The 15,307-nt window shown below is 69.9% G+C and carries 16 protein-coding genes and 2 pseudogenes; 15 read left to right on the forward strand and 3 right to left on the reverse strand.

The features are described from left to right. Window positions 1–147 precede the first annotated feature (147 nt). The 6 genes from PCQ86_RS18715 to PCQ86_RS18740 all read left to right on the forward strand — a co-directional run bounded on the left by PCQ86_RS18715 (window position 148) and on the right by PCQ86_RS18740 (window position 4,982). Window positions 148–729 carry a DJ-1/PfpI family protein gene (locus PCQ86_RS18715; protein WP_011807017.1) on the forward strand — a complete coding sequence of 194 codons (582 nt, stop codon included), beginning with the start codon at window positions 148–150 and terminating at the stop codon, window positions 727–729. A 134-nt stretch (window positions 730–863) separates the two neighbouring features. Next, window positions 864–1,205 (forward strand): ribbon-helix-helix domain-containing protein, encoded by a 342-nt coding sequence (locus PCQ86_RS18720; RefSeq protein WP_103738466.1) that lies wholly within the window; start codon window positions 864–866, stop codon window positions 1,203–1,205. A 71-nt stretch (window positions 1,206–1,276) separates the two neighbouring features. Continuing rightward, complete coding sequence (gene purE / locus PCQ86_RS18725) at window positions 1,277–1,774, forward strand: 5-(carboxyamino)imidazole ribonucleotide mutase (RefSeq protein ID WP_047351539.1); 498 nt, start codon at window positions 1,277–1,279, stop codon at window positions 1,772–1,774. Then, complete coding sequence (locus PCQ86_RS18730) at window positions 1,771–2,946, forward strand: 5-(carboxyamino)imidazole ribonucleotide synthase (protein WP_270174460.1); 1,176 nt, start codon at window positions 1,771–1,773, stop codon at window positions 2,944–2,946. Before purE ends, PCQ86_RS18730 begins: the two co-directional genes overlap by 4 nt. An 11-nt stretch (window positions 2,947–2,957) precedes the next feature. Then, window positions 2,958–3,956, forward strand: a complete 999-nt coding sequence (locus tag PCQ86_RS18735) for an L-threonylcarbamoyladenylate synthase (protein WP_011807021.1) — start codon at window positions 2,958–2,960, stop codon at window positions 3,954–3,956. Window positions 3,957–4,028: 72 nt separating this feature from the next. Continuing rightward, window positions 4,029–4,982, forward strand: coding sequence for an SGNH/GDSL hydrolase family protein (locus tag PCQ86_RS18740; RefSeq protein ID WP_270174461.1), 954 nt, complete (start codon window positions 4,029–4,031; stop codon window positions 4,980–4,982). A gap of 224 nt (window positions 4,983–5,206) precedes the next feature. Here the strand turns inward: PCQ86_RS18740 and PCQ86_RS18745 are convergent. The 3 genes and pseudogenes from PCQ86_RS18745 to dacB all read right to left on the reverse strand — a co-directional run. Beyond that, window positions 5,207–5,311: pseudogene (locus tag PCQ86_RS18745) on the reverse strand (OmpW family protein); the annotation flags it as partial. Next, window positions 5,301–5,672: pseudogene (locus tag PCQ86_RS18750) on the reverse strand (SGNH/GDSL hydrolase family protein); the annotation flags it as partial. The pseudogenes PCQ86_RS18745 and PCQ86_RS18750, both read right to left, overlap by 11 nt. Before the next feature lie 186 nt (window positions 5,673–5,858). Continuing rightward, window positions 5,859–7,340: a D-alanyl-D-alanine carboxypeptidase/D-alanyl-D-alanine endopeptidase gene (gene dacB / locus PCQ86_RS18755; protein WP_442874450.1), complete on the reverse strand. Its 1,482-nt coding sequence runs from the start codon at window positions 7,338–7,340 to the stop codon at window positions 5,859–5,861. Between the two features lie 50 nt (window positions 7,341–7,390). Between dacB and tsaB the strand changes: the two genes are divergently transcribed. From tsaB to corA, 9 genes are all read left to right on the forward strand, one after another. Next, window positions 7,391–8,101 (forward strand): tRNA (adenosine(37)-N6)-threonylcarbamoyltransferase complex dimerization subunit type 1 TsaB, encoded by a 711-nt coding sequence (tsaB, locus tag PCQ86_RS18760; RefSeq protein ID WP_270174463.1) that lies wholly within the window; start codon window positions 7,391–7,393, stop codon window positions 8,099–8,101. Then, the gene (rimI, locus tag PCQ86_RS18765) at window positions 8,098–8,574 is read left to right on the forward strand and encodes a ribosomal protein S18-alanine N-acetyltransferase (protein WP_011807026.1); all 477 of its coding nucleotides are present in this window, start codon (window positions 8,098–8,100) and stop codon (window positions 8,572–8,574) included. Before tsaB ends, rimI begins: the two co-directional genes overlap by 4 nt. Further along, entirely contained in the window at window positions 8,571–9,356 is a 786-nt protein-coding gene (locus PCQ86_RS18770) for a uracil-DNA glycosylase family protein (RefSeq protein WP_270174464.1), read from the forward strand. The genes rimI and PCQ86_RS18770 overlap by 4 nt, the downstream gene beginning before the upstream one ends. A 179-nt stretch (window positions 9,357–9,535) precedes the next feature. Further along, window positions 9,536–10,030, forward strand: coding sequence for a 4Fe-4S dicluster domain-containing protein (locus tag PCQ86_RS18775; RefSeq protein WP_047351546.1), 495 nt, complete (start codon window positions 9,536–9,538; stop codon window positions 10,028–10,030). 40 nt (window positions 10,031–10,070) lie between these two features. Then, window positions 10,071–11,918 carry an aldehyde ferredoxin oxidoreductase family protein gene (locus PCQ86_RS18780; RefSeq protein ID WP_103738472.1) on the forward strand — a complete coding sequence of 616 codons (1,848 nt, stop codon included), beginning with the start codon at window positions 10,071–10,073 and terminating at the stop codon, window positions 11,916–11,918. A gap of 123 nt (window positions 11,919–12,041) precedes the next feature. Further along, window positions 12,042–13,334, forward strand: coding sequence for an NAD(P)/FAD-dependent oxidoreductase (locus PCQ86_RS18785; protein WP_270174465.1), 1,293 nt, complete (start codon window positions 12,042–12,044; stop codon window positions 13,332–13,334). Window positions 13,335–13,423: 89 nt separating this feature from the next. Next, on the forward strand, window positions 13,424–13,678 hold the full coding sequence (gene thiS / locus PCQ86_RS18790) for a sulfur carrier protein ThiS (protein WP_270174466.1): 255 nt from the start codon (window positions 13,424–13,426) through the stop codon (window positions 13,676–13,678). A 29-nt stretch (window positions 13,679–13,707) separates the two neighbouring features. After that, window positions 13,708–14,007 (forward strand): hypothetical protein, encoded by a 300-nt coding sequence (locus PCQ86_RS18795; protein WP_270174467.1) that lies wholly within the window; start codon window positions 13,708–13,710, stop codon window positions 14,005–14,007. Between the two features lie 231 nt (window positions 14,008–14,238). Then, window positions 14,239–15,225, forward strand: a complete 987-nt coding sequence (gene corA / locus PCQ86_RS18800) for a magnesium/cobalt transporter CorA (RefSeq protein ID WP_270174468.1) — start codon at window positions 14,239–14,241, stop codon at window positions 15,223–15,225. Window positions 15,226–15,307 lie beyond the last annotated feature (82 nt).

Below are 15,307 nucleotides of genomic sequence, written 5' to 3' on the forward strand. Positions count from 1 at the left end.
CAATGGTGACGGGGATTCTGCGGCAAATTTCGCGCGCCACAGGTACAAGCCCGCAGGGCCCCTTGTAGTAGCGGGTTAATACCTGCCGCGCCTGCAGGCTGCCCACAATGGTCTGTACCCCAGCCACCCACAGCAAAGGAGACCCCCATGGCAGGCAAGAAGATTCTGATGATCTGCGGCGACTACTGCGAGGACTACGAGACCATGGTGCCGTTCCAGGCGCTGCAGGCCGTGGGCCACACGGTGCATGCGGTCTGCCCGGGCAAGAAAGCGGGCGACCACATCAAGACGGCCATCCACGACTTCGAAGGCGCACAGACCTACAGCGAGAAACCCGGCCACAACTTCACCCTGAACGCCACGTTCGCGGACGTCCAGGCGCAAAGCTACGACGCGCTGGTGATCCCCGGCGGGCGCGGCCCCGAGTACCTGCGCAACGACGCCGCCGTGTGTACCGCCGTGCGCCATTTCTTCGAGGCGGGCAAGCCTGTGGCCGCCGTGTGCCACGGCGCCCAGCTCCTCGCGGGTGCCGGCGTGCTCAAGGGCCGCACCTGCTCGGCCTACCCCGCCTGCCGCGCCGAAGTGGAACTGGCCGGCGGCCGTTACGCCGACATCCCCGTGGACCAGGCGCACACCGAGGGCAACCTGGTCAGCGCGCCCGCGTGGCCCGCGCATCCCGCGTGGATCGCACAGTTCCTGGCGCTGCTGGGCACGCGCATCACGCTCTGAAGGCAAAAGGGCTGCAGCGCTCACCCATCAAGCGCGAGCAGCTATCACTTTGAAAGCACCTACCTCCTGACTTGACGGCGCCGGCGGAGGGCCGCACCATGGCCCGCCGTCCCCACGCCCGAAGGAGTTCCGCCGTGTGCCAGGTCTTCATCAGCGCCGACCCACAGCTCTACGCCTACCGCGCCCGCTCCGTGCGGCTGCACGGGGTGGCCACGAGCATCCGGCTGGAGAACCTGTTCTGGCAGGTGCTGCAGGAGATCGCCGCGCGCGACGGCTACAGCCTGGCCCAGCTGTGCACCAAGCTCTACGACGAGCTGGTGGCCGAGCACGGCGCGGTGGACAACTTCACCTCGTTCCTGCGCGTGTGCTGCACGCGCTACCTGGCGCTGCAGCTGTCCGGCGAGATTCCGCGCGACGCGCGCGTGCCCGTCCGCTCGATCACGCTGGGCGCCAGCGCCGCCCTGCTGGCGCATTGACCCCCGGGCGCACGCACAAAAAGTAAAATCGCGGGCTTCACCCCCGGCGAGCGCACCGCGCGCACCCCCACATGAACCCCATCCAGATCGGCGTGGTCATGGGCTCCAGCAGCGACTGGGAGACCATGCAGCACGCAGTTGCCATCCTCCAGCAATTCGGCATCGCGCACGAGGCGCAGGTGGTCTCCGCCCACCGCATGCCCGACGACATGTTCCGCTACGCCGAGGCCGCGGCCGGCCGGGGCCTGAAGGCCATCATCGCGGGCGCCGGCGGCGCCGCGCACCTGCCCGGCATGATCGCCGCCAAGACCACCGTGCCGGTGCTGGGCGTGCCGGTCGCCAGCCGCCACCTGCAGGGTGTGGACTCGCTGCACTCCATCGTGCAGATGCCCAAGGGCGTGCCCGTGGCCACGTTCGCCATCGGCGCGGCCGGCGCGGCCAACGCGGCGCTGTTCGCCGTGGCGCTGCTGGCCAACGAGAACCCGGCGCTGCGCGAGCAGCTGGACGCCTTCCGCGCCGAGCAGACCGCCGCCGCGCGCGCCATGACGCTGCCGCCGGTGTCCGCATGAACGAGCGCCAGACCGTGATCCTGCCCGGCGCCACGCTGGGCGTGCTGGGCGGCGGGCAGCTGGGGCGCATGTTCGTGCACGCCGCCCAGGCCATGGGCTACTTCACCGCGGTGCTGGACGAGGACGCGGCCAGCCCCGCCGGCCTGGTGAGCCACCACCACATCCGCACCGGCTACGAAGACCCGCAGGGCCTGGCCACGCTGGCCCGCGCCTGCGACGCCGTGACCACCGAGTTTGAAAACGTGCCCGCCGCCGCGCTGGACACCCTGGCGCGCAGCCTGCCGGTGTCGCCCGCCGGCAGCGCCGTGGCCATCGCCCAGGACCGCGCGCGTGAAAAGGCGCATTTCGTGCAGTGCGGCGTGCCCGTGGCGCCGCATGCCGTGATCGAAACCGCCGCGCAGCTCGCCGCCGTTCCCGCTGATCTGCTGCCGGGCATTCTGAAAACCGCCCGCATGGGCTACGACGGTAAGGGCCAGGTGCGCGTGGCCACGCCCGCCGAGTTGGCCGGCGCCTGGGAGCAACTGGGCCGCGTCCCCTGCGTGCTGGAAAAGATGCTGCCGCTGGCGCACGAGTGCTCCGTCATCGTCGCGCGCGGGCGTGACGGCACCGTGGTGCACCTGCCGGTGCAGCGCAACCTGCACCGGGACGGCATCCTGGCCGTGACCGAGGTCTACGAAGGAAATCTGCCTCCAGCGCAGACCAGTCAAGCGCTGACAGCTGCAAAATCAGTAGCAGACGGTCTGAACTACGTGGGCGTGCTGTGCGTGGAGTTCTTCGTGCTGCAGGACGGCACGTTGGTGGTCAACGAGATCGCCCCGCGCCCGCACAACAGCGGCCACTACAGCCAGAACGCGTGCGACGTCTCGCAGTTCGAGCTGCAGGTGCGCTGCATGACCGGCCTGCCGCTGGTCCAGCCGCGCCTGCACAGCCCCGCCATCATGCTCAATCTGTTGGGCGACCTGTGGTTCACGGGGGACCAGCCCGTGGCGCCGACTGCCCCCGCGTGGGATGCGGTGCTGGCCCTGCCGGGCTGCCACCTGCACCTGTACGGCAAGGTGGAGGCCAAGCGCGGCCGCAAGATGGGCCACCTGAACATCACCGGCACCACGCCCGAGGCGGTGCGCGCCACGGCGCTGCAGGCGGCGGCCCTCCTCGGCATCGCGCCGTTCTGAACGAGGCCCGCATGATTCTGGATGGACGCCTGGACGCCTCGGTGCAGGCCGCCGCGCAGGCCCTGGCGCGCGGCGAACTGCTGGGCCTGCCCACCGAGACGGTGTACGGCCTGGCGGCCGACGCCGACAACGACGCGGCCGTGGCGCAGATCTTTGCCGCCAAGGGGCGCCCCGCCAGCCACCCGCTGATCGTGCACGTGGCCGACGCCGCGGCCATCACCCGCTACGCCAAGGAAGTGCCGCTGTTCGCGCAGCAACTCATCGACGCCTTCTGGCCCGGCCCGCTCACGCTTATCCTGCCGCGCCTGCCCCACGCCGCCGTGGCCTCCACGGGCGGGCAGGACAGCGTGGGCCTGCGCTGCCCCGCGCACCCGGTGGCCCATGCGGTGCTGCAAGCCTGCCAGCGGCTGGAGCCCCCCGTGTGGGGCGTGGCCGCGCCCAGCGCCAACCATTTCGGCCGCGTGAGCCCGACCACCGCGCAGCATGTGGCCGAGGAATTCGGCGACGACCTGCTGGTGCTGGACGGCGGCGCCTGCACCGTCGGTATCGAGTCCACCATCATCGACTGCACGCGCGGCGTGCCCGTGCTGCTGCGCCCCGGCGCCATCTCGCGCGAGGACGTGCAGCGCGCCTGCGGCCAACGACCGCTATCGAAAGAAGAGCTTCCAGCACTGACCCCGCGGGCTTCAGGCACACTTTTAGCCCATTACGCCCCAACGGCGCGCGTGCGCCTGATGGACGCCAAGCAGCTGCAGGCCGGACTGGATGTGCTGGGGGCGGACGCGGCCCACATCGCCGTGTATGCACGCGCGCCGCTGCGCGCGGCGTCGTCGAAGATCCTTGTGCGGCGCATGCCCGATGACGCCGCCGCCACCGCGCAGCAGCTGTTCGCCGCGCTGCGCGGCTTCGACGAGGCCGGGGTGAAGCTGATCTGGATCGAAACGCCGCCCGATGCGCCCGCATGGGAAGGCGTGCGCGACCGCCTGCAGCGCGCCGCGGCCGCGGGCTGACGCGCCTACATCAAGCTACAAGCCTTGTCCGCACCCTCGTTACACTCTCGCCCACTTCAATCGGAGAAATACATGGCAGCAAATTGGATGCGCCGCACTTTCGTGGCCGCCGCCTGTGCATCGGCCGCGCTGCTCGCGGCCTGCGGTTCCAGCAGCACTGAATCGGCAATCTCGCCCCAGCGCTTCATCGCCTTCGGCGACGGCCTGGCCGACGTGGGCCAGAAGGGCTCCAGCTACACGATCAACGACGGCAGCATCAACAACTGGATGCTGCGCATCTCCTCCAACTACGGCGGCACCTTGAAGCCCGTGTCGGCAGGCGGCTTGAGCTACGCGCAGGGCAATGCCCGCGTGACGGCCACCCCCGACGCCGCAGGCAACGCCGCCACCCCCACGGTCACGCAGCAGATCGACCAGTTCCTGGCTGCCAACAAGTTTGCCGACACTGATCTGGTGATGCTGAGCGCCGGCGCGAGCGACATCATCGCCGGCATGGCCGCGGTGCAGGCCGGAACGCTCACCGAAGAGCAGTACGTGGCTGCCGCTGGCAAGGCAGGCCAGGAGCTGGCCGCGCAAGTGCGCCGCCTGTCGGACGCGGGCGCCATGCACATCCTGATGACCGGCACCTACGACCTGAGCCGCACACCCTGGGCCAAGGCCATCAAGAAGGAAAGCCTCATCAGCAGCGCCAGCCGCCGCTTCAATGACGACCTGCTGGTCAACATCGTGGACATGGGCAAGACCGTGCTCTACGTGGACGTGGCCTACTACGTGAACCTGTTCGAGGGATCGCCCGGCGGGTACGGCTTCACCGATAGCAGCACACCCGTGTGCACGTCGGTGGACGCGGGCCCGGGCATCGGCATCGGCGCGGGCGAGGTGAACTCCGCGCTGTGCACCACCGCCACGCTGCTGCCCAACGCCAACCCGGACCGCTTCCTGTTCGCCGACAAGGTGTACATCACTCCGGCCGCGCACCGCGAATTCGGCAACTACGCCTACGACCGCCTGCGCAACCGCTGGTAAGCAAGCACGCCCGCCCGCGGGGCACCCGCCGGCGGCCACACCGGTGCTGCGCCGGCCCAGCCACGGGGGCGCATCCGCCCCCGTTCGCTCCCCTGATCGTCAGAGCCCCCAAAAAAAGAGGCCAGCTCCGCAAGGAGCCGGCCTTTCTCAAGCCTCGGAGACGAAAACCTGGGGCACTTCGCGCACCCCGCGGCGCGCCCCCTCCCTCGGCGCCTGGGGCGCTCTCAGAACCGGTAGCCCACCCCCACCGCCACCACGCTGGGGTTCAGCCGCATGCCGATGCTCTGGCCGCTGGACAAGTGGGCCGTGGTCTTGAGGAAGCTCTTGTAGGATGGACACGGGCGAGGTGGGCGCCTTGAAGTTGTTGATGCGCCCGCCGCCTACCGCGTAGTTGGTGCAGTCGGCCTTGGCGCTGAAGCTCCCCCCCGCGGACACATAGTGCGGGCACAGCGTGCGGCCATAACTGGCGGCCACGCGCTCGGGCCAGATGGCCGTGGAGCCCGCGCCCGTAGGGGCCGTGCCCTGGACCGTGAACTTCAGCCCGAAGGTGCCGCTGTCCGCCAGGCTGTCGCCCATCACCTTGACTGCGGTGACCGCCGTGGCGGGCGTGGTGTCGGCGCCGCCGCCCCCGCAGGCCGCCAGAACGGCGGCGGAAACGGCAACGGCTACCCACTGCATGCGTGGTTTCATCAGGAATTCCTGTTATGAATAGAACGAACGTTCGTTTTTTTTCAAGGATATTACCGATGAAGCGCGACCGGCCGTCTGCGGGTAAATACCAACATCGGAGGCAACCCGTCGCGCCGCGCGGGCGGCACGACACGTCTGCCGGTGGGCCGGCCCAGGCGGTCGATGGCGGACGGCGGCTGCGCCGCCTCAGCGGTCGCTCGCGGCCCAGTCCACCAGCGCGTCCAGGGCCGGGCGTGCCGCGGAGGCATTTGGGTGGTTGACGAAGCCCACCAGCACATAGCGCCGGCCGCCCGCGGCATGCACATAGCCGGCCAGCGCCACCACGTCGCGCAGCGCACCCGTCTTGAGGTGCGCGAAGCCCGCAGCCTGGCCCTGGCGGCGGCGCAGCGTCCCGTCCACCCCGGCAATGGGCAGCGATGCCATGAATTCCGGCATCACTGGCGACGCCCAGGCATGCTGCAGCATGCGCGCAAGCGCCCGCGCGCTCACGCGCGCCTCGCGGCTCAAGCCGGCGCCGTTGTCCACCACCGGCATCTCGGCGGCGCCCAGGCGCTGGCGCCACCACTGTGCGAGCACGCTGCGCGCCTGGTCGAAGCTGCCCGCGCCGGCTTTTTGCAGCCCCAGCGTCAAAAACACCTGCTGCGTCATGACGTTGTTGCTGTACTTGTTGATGTCGCGCACCACCTCCGACAACGGCGGCGAGGTACTGCCGAATGCCGGCGCCAGCCCCGCGGGCACCTTGCCGTCGCGCACGCGGCCGGTGAGCTTGCCGCCCAGTTCGCGCCACATGCCTTCCACCGCGCGCGCCGCGTAGCCGCCCGGGTCGGCCGGTGCGATGGACCACTCGCGTTCGCCGCAGGCCGCCGGGTACACGCCTTGGAAGGCGATGCGCGCAGGGTCCGCGAAATCCGCCCGCAGCCCTGCACGCCAATCGCCGCAGGACGCGCCCTGCGCCGCCAGCGGCACGGTGGCGGGCAGTTCCACCTGGGCCAGCGGCGGCTCATAGCGCAGCCGCGCCACGCCGGCCGCCAGATCCGGCACGAAACCGATGGACACCGCCTTGTAGTTGAGCAGCAGCGCGTCGGGCGCGGCGTTGTAGGGGCGCCAGGGCTCGCCGTCGAACAGCGCCGGATCGTGCGCCGGCAGCGCGAAGGCGCTGCGGTCCAGCACGATGTCGCCCAGGATCACCTCGACCCCCGTCGCACGCAGGCGGCGCATGAGCAACCACAGGCGCTCCACCACCAGCTTGGGGTCGCCCTGCCCCTTGATGTACACGTTGCCACGCAGGCTGCCGCCCTGGGGCGCGGCGTCCAGGTACACGGGCGTTTCCCAGGTGAATGCCGGCCCCAGCAGGTCCAGCGCCGCATACGTCGTGACCAGCTTCATGACCGAGGCCGGGTTGGCGGGCGCATCGGCGCGGTGGGCCAGGCGCGGCTGGCGCCCCTCGACCTCCACCACCAAGGCGGAGAGTGCTTCGCGCGGCACCTTGGCGCGCTGCAGCGCGGCCTCGACGGAAGGGGGCAAGGCCGATGCATCGGCGGGTACAGGCTGGGCGCCCGCCCAGGGCGTCAGGAAGGCCAGGGCCAGCGCCCACCCGGCCGCACAGCGCAGGCGGCGGGCCTGCCCAAGGAAAGAAAACGACATGGCGGCGAGTTTAGGGGGCGCCATGGCCGCCCGCCCCGCCATGGCTTGGCGCGCAGCCGATAATCACGCCCTCCATGAACCTGCTTGCCTTCGACACCGGTACCGACGCGCTGTCCATCGCCGTGCAACACGGCGCGCGCGTGTGGCAGCACAGCGGCGCCGGCGGCGCCCAGGCCTCGGCCACGCTGATCCCGGCCATCCGCGACTTGCTCGCGCAGGCCGGACTGTCGTTCGACCAACTGGATGCCGTGGTGTTCGGGCGCGGCCCGGGCTCGTTCACGGGGCTGCGCACCGCGTGCGCGGTGGCCCAGGGCCTGGCCTTTGGCGCGCGCGGCGGGCAGGGCGTGCCCGTGCTGCCGGTGGACACGCTGCTCGCCGTGGCCGAAGAGGCCCGCGCGCAGCACGGCTGCACGCGGGTGGTGGCGACGCTGGACGCCCGCATGAACGAGGTCTACGCGGCACCCTTTGAGTGGCAGGCCGACGGCCGCTGGCAGGTGCCGCAGGACTTCCAGCTGCTGGCGCCCGAGGCCCTGGCCGTGCCGGATGGTTGGACGGTCGCCGGCAATGCCCGCGCCGCCTACGGCGAGCGCCTCGCGCCGCAGGCCCCGCACATGCACGCCCTGCCTACGGCGGCGGCCCTGCTGCGGCTGGCACCGGCGCTGATGGCGGCGGGCGCGGGCGTGGCGGCCGACGCAGCGCTGCCGCGCTACATCCGCGATAAAGTGGCGCAAACCACCGCCGAGCGAGAAGCCGCCCGCCAGGCCGCGCCGGCCCCCCAGACATGAGCGCCATCGTCCAGCCCCCCCACGCCTTCGAGGCCGCCTTCGAGCCGCTGACGCCCGCGCGGCTGGATGCGCTCCTGGCCATCGAGAACAGCGCCTATAGCCATCCCTGGACACGCGGCAACTTCATCGACGCCATGGCCGCCGGCTACCAGGCCCAGTTGCTCGTGGCCGATGGACAGATCCTGGGCTACTTCGTCGCCATGCGCGGCGTGGACGAGGTGCACCTGCTCAACATCACCGTGGCGCCCGCCTTCCAGCGCCAGGGCTGGGCCCATGTGATGCTGGACGCGCTGGCCGTGTGGGCGCGCGGCCAGGGCGCGCAATGGCTGTGGCTGGAGGTGCGCGCGAGCAACGAGCGCGCGCGGCGCATCTATGAAGTCCACGGCTACCGCCGTGTGGGCGAGCGCAAGCGCTACTACCCCGCCGCGGACGGCGAGCGCGAGGACGCCGTGGTGATGAGCCTGCTGCTATGAGCCTGTCCCTGGACACGCGCCAACGCGCCATGCTGCAAGAGATGGGCGTCACCGTCTGGGCGCCGCCGCCGGCACGCCCGCTGCCGCCCCCAGTGGCCGCGCCTGCGCAAGCGGAAGCGGAAGCGGAAGCGGCCATCGCATCCGCCGCCGCGCCCACGCCAGTGCTGCACGCGCAACCCATGCCAGCCGCGCCATCCGCCCTGCGCCAGCCTGCGCATGCCGCTGCCCCTGCCGCACCCGCGTCCGAGCCGCGCACGGCCGGCGCCGCGCCCACCGGCCTGCTGCTGCGCGCGCCCGTGGCGCTGTACCCGCAGGCCGACCCCCAGGCCGTTCCGCCCGAGCTGGGCGCCGGCTGGCTGGTGGTGCTGGAAAGCCCCACGCCAGCCGAGCCGCTGGCGGGCGACAGCGGCCGCCTGCTGGACAACATGCTGCGCGCCATGCGCCTGCACCGGCACCCGCGCACCTTCGTCGCCACGCTGAACCGGCACGCGCCGGGCCTGACCGCCGAGGGGTTGGAGCCCGCCGCCGGCCTGCAACAGGCGCTGCAGACGCTGCGCCCCTCCCTGGTGCTGGTGCTGGGCCTGGGCGCGGCGCGCGTGGTGCTGGGCAGCCGCGAGCCCCTGGGGCGCCTGCGCGCCACCGCGCACCACCTGCCAGACGGCACGCCCGCCGTGGTGAGCTACGACCCGGCCTACCTGCTGCGCGCACCCGATGCCAAGGCCGCCGCCTGGGCCGACCTGTGCCGGGCGCTGGCCCTGGTGCGGCGCAGCACCGCACCCTGACCCGCCGCGACCGAACGGCCCGCCCGGCACGCGCCTGGCGGGGTACGGCGCGCACCCCATACCCGACGCGGGTTTCCCCTCTGCAAGTCCCCTCCCCTGGGCTGCCTACAATACCTATGCAAATCTTTTCATAGGCAAGGCGTCCCCTGCCCTGGGCGCCGGTACCCAAGGAGACATTCATGCAAAAGGTGTTGCACATCAACGCCGACAAGTGCACCGGCTGCCTGCAGTGCGAGATGGCCTGCTCTTTCGAGAACTACGGCGTCTACGCCACCGCCAAATCGCGCATCAAGGTGTTCGACTTCCACACCACGGGCAAGAAGGTGCCCTACACCTGCACCCAGTGCGACGAGGCCTGGTGCCTGCACGCCTGCCCGGTGGAGGCGATCACGGTGGACAAGCTGAGCGGCGCCAAGATCGTGTCCGAGTCCACCTGCGTGGGCTGCAAGGTCTGCACCATCGCCTGCCCCTTCGGCACCATCAACTACGTGGCCGACACGGGCAAGGTGCAAAAGTGCGACCTGTGCCACGACCGCGCCGAGGGCCCGGCCTGCGTGGAGGCCTGCCCGACCACGGCCATCACCTACATCGACGCCAACTGGACCGGCCTGGAGCGCATGAAGCAGTGGGCCGACAAGCTGGGCAATCAAGCCAATCAGCCCGCTGGCGCTTGACCACCAAGCGCTAGCAGCTATCAATCAAGGAGCACACATCATGTCCTGGGCTGGCAAGATTCTGCGCGTCAACCTGAGCGCGGGCACCGTTACCCCCGAGCCGCTGAACATGGACTGGGCACGCCAGTACCTGGGTTCGCGCGGCCTGGGCACCAAGTACCTGGTCAGCGAGATCGACCCCCAGGTCGACCCGCTGTCGCCGGACAACAAGATCATCTGGGCCACGGGTCCGCTCACGGGCACCATGGCCTCCACGGGCGGGCGCTACACCGTCATCACCAAGGGGCCGCTCACCGGCGCCATCGCCTGCTCCAACTCGGGCGGCTACTGGGGTGCCGAGCTGAAGATGGCCGGCTGGGACATGGTCATCTTCGAGGGCAAGTCCCCCAAGCCCGTGTACCTGTACATCAACGACGACGTGGCCGAGCTGCGCGACGCCGCCGACATCTGGGGCAAGAGCGTGTGGGAGACCGAGGAGCACCTCAAGACCACGCTGCAGGACCCGCTCACGCGCATCTCCGGCATCGGCCGCGCGGGCGAGAACCAGGTACTGTTCGCCGCAGTGGTCAATGACCTGCACCGCGCCGCGGGCCGCTCGGGCGTGGGCGCGGTCATGGGCAGCAAGAACCTCAAGGCCATCGCCGTGCGCGGCACCAAGGGCGTGGGCAACATCCGCGACCCCAAGGCCTTCATGGCCGAGACCTTCGCGCGCAAGAAGATCCTGCACGACAACGCCGTCACCGGCCAGGGCCTGCCCACCTACGGCACGCAGGTGCTGATGAACGTGATCAACGAGGTGGGCGCCCTGCCCACGCGCAACCACCGCGACGTGCAGTTCGAGGGCGCCAAGGACATCTCCGCCGAGGCCATGGCCACGCCGCGCGCCAGCGACGGCAAGAAGCACCTGGTGACCAACCAGGCGTGCTTTGGCTGCACCATCGCCTGCGGGCGCATCAGCAAGATCGACGAGACGCACTTCACGGTGGTCAACAAGCCGCAGTACTGGGGCGCCAGCGGCGGCCTGGAATACGAGGCCGCCTGGGCCCTGGGTGCGGCCAACGGCGTGAACGACCTGGAATGCCTGCAGTACGTGAACCTGCTGTGCAACGAGCAGGGGATCGACCCCATCAGCTTCGGCGCCACCGTGGGCGCGGTGATGGAGCTGTACGAAATGGGCGTGCTCACCCGCGAGCAGATCGGCATCGAGGCGCCCTTCGGCTCGGCCAAGGCGCTGGCCTTTCTGGCCGAAGAAACCATCCACGGCCGCGGCTTTGGCAAGGAGGTGGGGCAGGGCTCCAAGCGCCTGTGCACCAAGTACGGCCATCCTGATTTGTCCATGTCCTCCAAGGGCCAGGAGTTCCCCGCCTACGACGGCCGCGCCATCCAGGGCATCGGCCTGGCCTACGCCACCAGCAACCGCGGCGGCTGCCACCTGCGCGGCTACACCATCGCGTCCGAGATCCTGGGCATCCCCGTCAAGACCGAGCCCACGGCCACCGAGGGCAAGCCCGAGCTGGTCAAGGCCTTCCAGGATGCGACGGCGGCGTTTGACTCGGCGGGCGTATGCGTCTTCACCACCTTCGCCTGGAGCCTGCCCGACCTCGCCCCCCAACTGCAGGCGGCATGCGACGAAGGCTTCACGGTGCCGGAGCTGGAGAAGATCGGCGAGCGCATCTGGAACATGGAGCGCGAGTTCAACAACGCCGCGGGCTTCACCAAGGCCGACGACAGCCTGCCCCGGCGCCTGCTGACCGAGGCGGCCAAGACCGGCGGCTCCAAGGGCACGGTGAGCCACCTGCCGGAGATGCTGCCCAAGTACTACGCCGTGCGCGGCTGGGACCCCGAAGGCCGGCCCACACCCGAGACGCGCGCGCGCCTGGGACTGTGAGGCCACCTGCCGCGGGCCACGGCAGGGGCCTGCCCGCGGCGCAAGGATAAAAGGCAAATCGGCATGCAGCGCTTACCTATCCTGCGTTAGAAGCTATCAATATTGTAGCAACCGAGCATCCCTATGCACCACCTGATCCTCGGGGCCGGCCCGGCCGGCGTCATCGCCGCGGAAACCCTGCGCAAGCATGCGCCGGGCGACCGCATCACCCTCGTGGGCGACGAGGCCGAGCCGCCCTACTCGCGCATGGCCATCCCCTACCTGTTGGTGGGCGACATCGACGAGCGCGGCACCTACCTGCGCAAGCGCGCCGACCACTTCGCACAGCAGCGCATCGACCGCCTGAGCGCGCGCGCCGCGGGCGTGGATGTGCAGGCCCGCACCGTCGCGCTGGAGGGTGGCGTCACGCTGGGTTTCGACCGGCTGCTCATCGCCACCGGCTCCCACCCCGTGCGCCCGCCCATCCCCGGGCTGGACCTGCCGGGCGTGCAGACCTGCTGGACGCTGGCCGATGCGCGCGCCATCGCCGCGCGCGCCCGGCCCGGCGCGCGCGTGCTGCAAATGGGCGCGGGCTTCATCGGCTGCATCATCATGGAGGCGCTGCAAAAGCGCGGCGTGCAGCTCAGCGTGGTCGAGATGGGCGACCGCATGGTCCCGCGCATGATGGGCGCGGTGGCCGGCGGCATGATCCGCGACTGGTGCGAGCGCCAGGGCGTGCAGGTGTTCACGGGCCACAAGGTCGAGCGCATCGACCGCGCACAAGGTGAAGGCAGCGGCGACGCGCTGCGCGTGCACCTGTCGGGCGGCAGGGTGCTGGATGCCGACCTCGTCATCAGCGCCACGGGCGTGCGCCCGGCCATCGGCTTTCTGGCAGGCAGTGGCGTCACCTGCCTGCAGGGCGTGTTGACCGACGAGCGCATGCAGACCAACGTGCCCGGCATCTATGCCGCGGGCGACTGCGCCGAGGCGTTCGACCCCTTCACGCGCAAGACCGTGGTCAGCGCCATCCAGCCCAACGCGGCCGAGCAGGCACGCGTGGCGGCGCTCAACATGCTGGGGCTTCCCGCGGCGCTGGCGGTGGTCACGCAGATCAACGTGCTGGACACGCTGGGGCTCATCTCCACCAGCTTCGGCAACTGGCAGGGCGTGCCCGGCGGCGAACAGGTGGCGCTGACCGACGCGGCGGCCGGCAAACACCTGAGCCTGCAGTTCGAGGGCGACCGGCTCATCGGCTGCAACTCCGTGGGCATGACGCAGCACGTAGGCGCCATGCGCGGCCTGGTGGAAGGCCAGGTGCGCCTGGGCCCCTGGAAGGAACACCTGCGCCGCGACCCCACGCGGCTGATGGAGGCCTACCTGGCCTGCGCCCAGGCGCAGGGGCACTGGAGCGGCGCGCAGGACGCGCGCCGGCGCTGAGGCCAGGGAATTTGCTATGCTAAAAGTAGCTGCCAGCGCTTACCCCACAAGTGCAAACGGCTGATTTGGCATGAAAACCGGATAGGCACATGCGCATCACTTTCAAGCTCTTTGCCTCGCTCACCGACTACCTGCCGCCCGAGGTGCGCCCAGGCAACCAGATGGCGCTGGAAGTCACCCCTACGCAGAGCATCAGCCAGATCATCGCGCCTTTCCGCCTGCCGCCGGACATGGTGCACCTGGTGCTGGTCAACGGCCGCTACATCGCCCCCGCGGCGCGCGCCACCACCACGCTGCGCGAGGGCGACGCGCTCGCCATCTGGCCGCCGATCGCCGGCGGCTGAATCGCAGCCTCCTACCCTCCCCGCACCTTTTGAGCGATTGGCCTGACCACTTCACGCGCGACATGAGCTGCGCGCCCGCCGAATGGCAGCGGCTGCTGCAGCGGGCGCTGGCGGGGCACGACTGGGCCGCACAGGGCGACGCCCAGGTACGCATCGCGCTCGCGGGGGGCGCGCTCACGCTGCAGTGGGCGCCGGGGCCTGCGCGCCAGATCGCGCTGCTGCGCCTGCCCACGCTGCACCTGCACTTCGCGTTCGTCGGCGTCCCGCCCGCCGAGCGCCAGGCTTTCATGCGGCACCTGGACCTGCACACGCACCGCGGCGGGGGGTGATGCGGTGCGGCGCTTTTCCCCCGAAAAGGCGCCAAGAACGTGTCATGCGGCGGTGCTTCCATTGGGGAGCGGATGCGATAATTCCCGCCTTGCACAACGTATGGAGACAGCTCCGTGGAAACCTACCCTAGTTGGTAGCTTTCAGCCTCCCGGCCCATTGACATGCCGAAGGGACTGAAAGCGCCCCCCGCCCCTTTTGCAGACGCCACAAGACAACCGGGAGAGTGAGCCATGCTCAACATCTTTACGCTCGCCAACGGCCGGCTCGTCCAGGAAGAAATCGAGTCCCTGGAAGAGCTGGCGCGCTTTCAGCCGATCTGGGTGGACCTGGAGTCCCCCACGCTGGAAGAAAAGCGCTGGATCAAGCAGCACTACGGCCTGTCCATCCCCGAAGATGCGATGGACGAGGACATCGAAGAGTCCGCGCGCTTTTACGAGGAAGACAACGGCGAGCTGCACATCCGCAGCGACTTTCTGGTGGATGTGGACGACGAGCCCGCCTCGGCCCGCGTGGCCTTCATCCTGAACCTGGTCAACGACACCCTCAAGAGCAAGGGCGTGCTGTTTTCCATCCACGACGAGGACATCCCCGTCTTTCGCCTGCTGCGCATGCGCGCGCGCCGCGCCCCCGGCCTGATCGACGATGCCAAGGACGTGCTGCTGAGCCTCTTCGACACCGATGCCGAGTATTCCGCCGACACGCTGGAGGGCATCTACGACGACCTGGAAGAGGTGAGCACCCAGGTGCTGGCCGGCAACGTGACCGACGCACGCGCCAGCGAGGTGCTGGCGGCCATTGCGCGTCAGGAGGACTTGAACGGCCGCATCCGCCGCAACGTGATGGACACGCGCCGCGCGGTGAGCTTCATGATGCGCAGCCGCATGCTCAGCTCCGAGCAGTTCGAGGACGCGCGCCAGATTCTGCGCGACATCGAATCGCTGGACAGCCACACGGCCTTCCTGTTCGACAAGATCAACTTCCTGATGGACGCCACGGTCGGTTTCATCAACATCAACCAGAACAAGATCATCAAGATCTTCTCCGTGGCCAGCGTGGCCCTGCTGCCACCGACGCTGATCGCCAGCGTCTACGGCATGAACTTCAAGTTCATGCCCGAGCTGGACTGGCAGTACGGCTACCCCTACGTGCTGGCACTGATGGTGGCCAGCGCGCTGGGGCCGATGCTGTACTTCCGCAAGCGGGGCTGGTTGAAATAAGTACATCCCCCTGAGCGGCTGCGCCGCTTCCCCCTTCTCTCGCATCGCTGCGCGCTGCGGGAAGGGGAACGACGCCGGTGGC

The organism is Diaphorobacter sp. ED-3 (assembly GCF_027625375.1).
In the GTDB taxonomy this organism is placed as follows: Bacteria; Pseudomonadota; Gammaproteobacteria; order Burkholderiales; family Burkholderiaceae_C; genus Diaphorobacter; species Diaphorobacter nitroreducens.

What these genes read in the sequence shown, in the direction of transcription:
- PCQ86_RS18740 (WP_270174461.1), top strand. Translation starts at nt 4,029, where the DNA reads ATGGCAGCAAATTGGATGCGCCGCACTTTCGTGGCCGCCGCCTGTGCA.
- purE (WP_047351539.1), top strand. Translation starts at nt 1,277, where the DNA reads ATGAACCCCATCCAGATCGGCGTGGTCATGGGCTCCAGCAGCGACTGG.
- rimI (WP_011807026.1), top strand. Translation starts at nt 8,098, where the DNA reads ATGAGCGCCATCGTCCAGCCCCCCCACGCCTTCGAGGCCGCCTTCGAG.
- thiS (WP_270174466.1), top strand. Translation starts at nt 13,424, where the DNA reads ATGCGCATCACTTTCAAGCTCTTTGCCTCGCTCACCGACTACCTGCCG.
- PCQ86_RS18770 (WP_270174464.1), top strand. Translation starts at nt 8,571, where the DNA reads ATGAGCCTGTCCCTGGACACGCGCCAACGCGCCATGCTGCAAGAGATG.
- PCQ86_RS18775 (WP_047351546.1), top strand. Translation starts at nt 9,536, where the DNA reads ATGCAAAAGGTGTTGCACATCAACGCCGACAAGTGCACCGGCTGCCTG.
- PCQ86_RS18730 (WP_270174460.1), top strand. Translation starts at nt 1,771, where the DNA reads ATGAACGAGCGCCAGACCGTGATCCTGCCCGGCGCCACGCTGGGCGTG.
- tsaB (WP_270174463.1), top strand. Translation starts at nt 7,391, where the DNA reads ATGAACCTGCTTGCCTTCGACACCGGTACCGACGCGCTGTCCATCGCC.
- PCQ86_RS18785 (WP_270174465.1), top strand. Translation starts at nt 12,042, where the DNA reads ATGCACCACCTGATCCTCGGGGCCGGCCCGGCCGGCGTCATCGCCGCG.
- corA (WP_270174468.1), top strand. Translation starts at nt 14,239, where the DNA reads ATGCTCAACATCTTTACGCTCGCCAACGGCCGGCTCGTCCAGGAAGAA.
- PCQ86_RS18780 (WP_103738472.1), top strand. Translation starts at nt 10,071, where the DNA reads ATGTCCTGGGCTGGCAAGATTCTGCGCGTCAACCTGAGCGCGGGCACC.
- PCQ86_RS18735 (WP_011807021.1), top strand. Translation starts at nt 2,958, where the DNA reads ATGATTCTGGATGGACGCCTGGACGCCTCGGTGCAGGCCGCCGCGCAG.
- dacB (WP_442874450.1), bottom strand. Translation starts at nt 7,340, where the DNA reads ATGGCGCCCCCTAAACTCGCCGCCATGTCGTTTTCTTTCCTTGGGCAG.
- PCQ86_RS18715 (WP_011807017.1), top strand. Translation starts at nt 148, where the DNA reads ATGGCAGGCAAGAAGATTCTGATGATCTGCGGCGACTACTGCGAGGAC.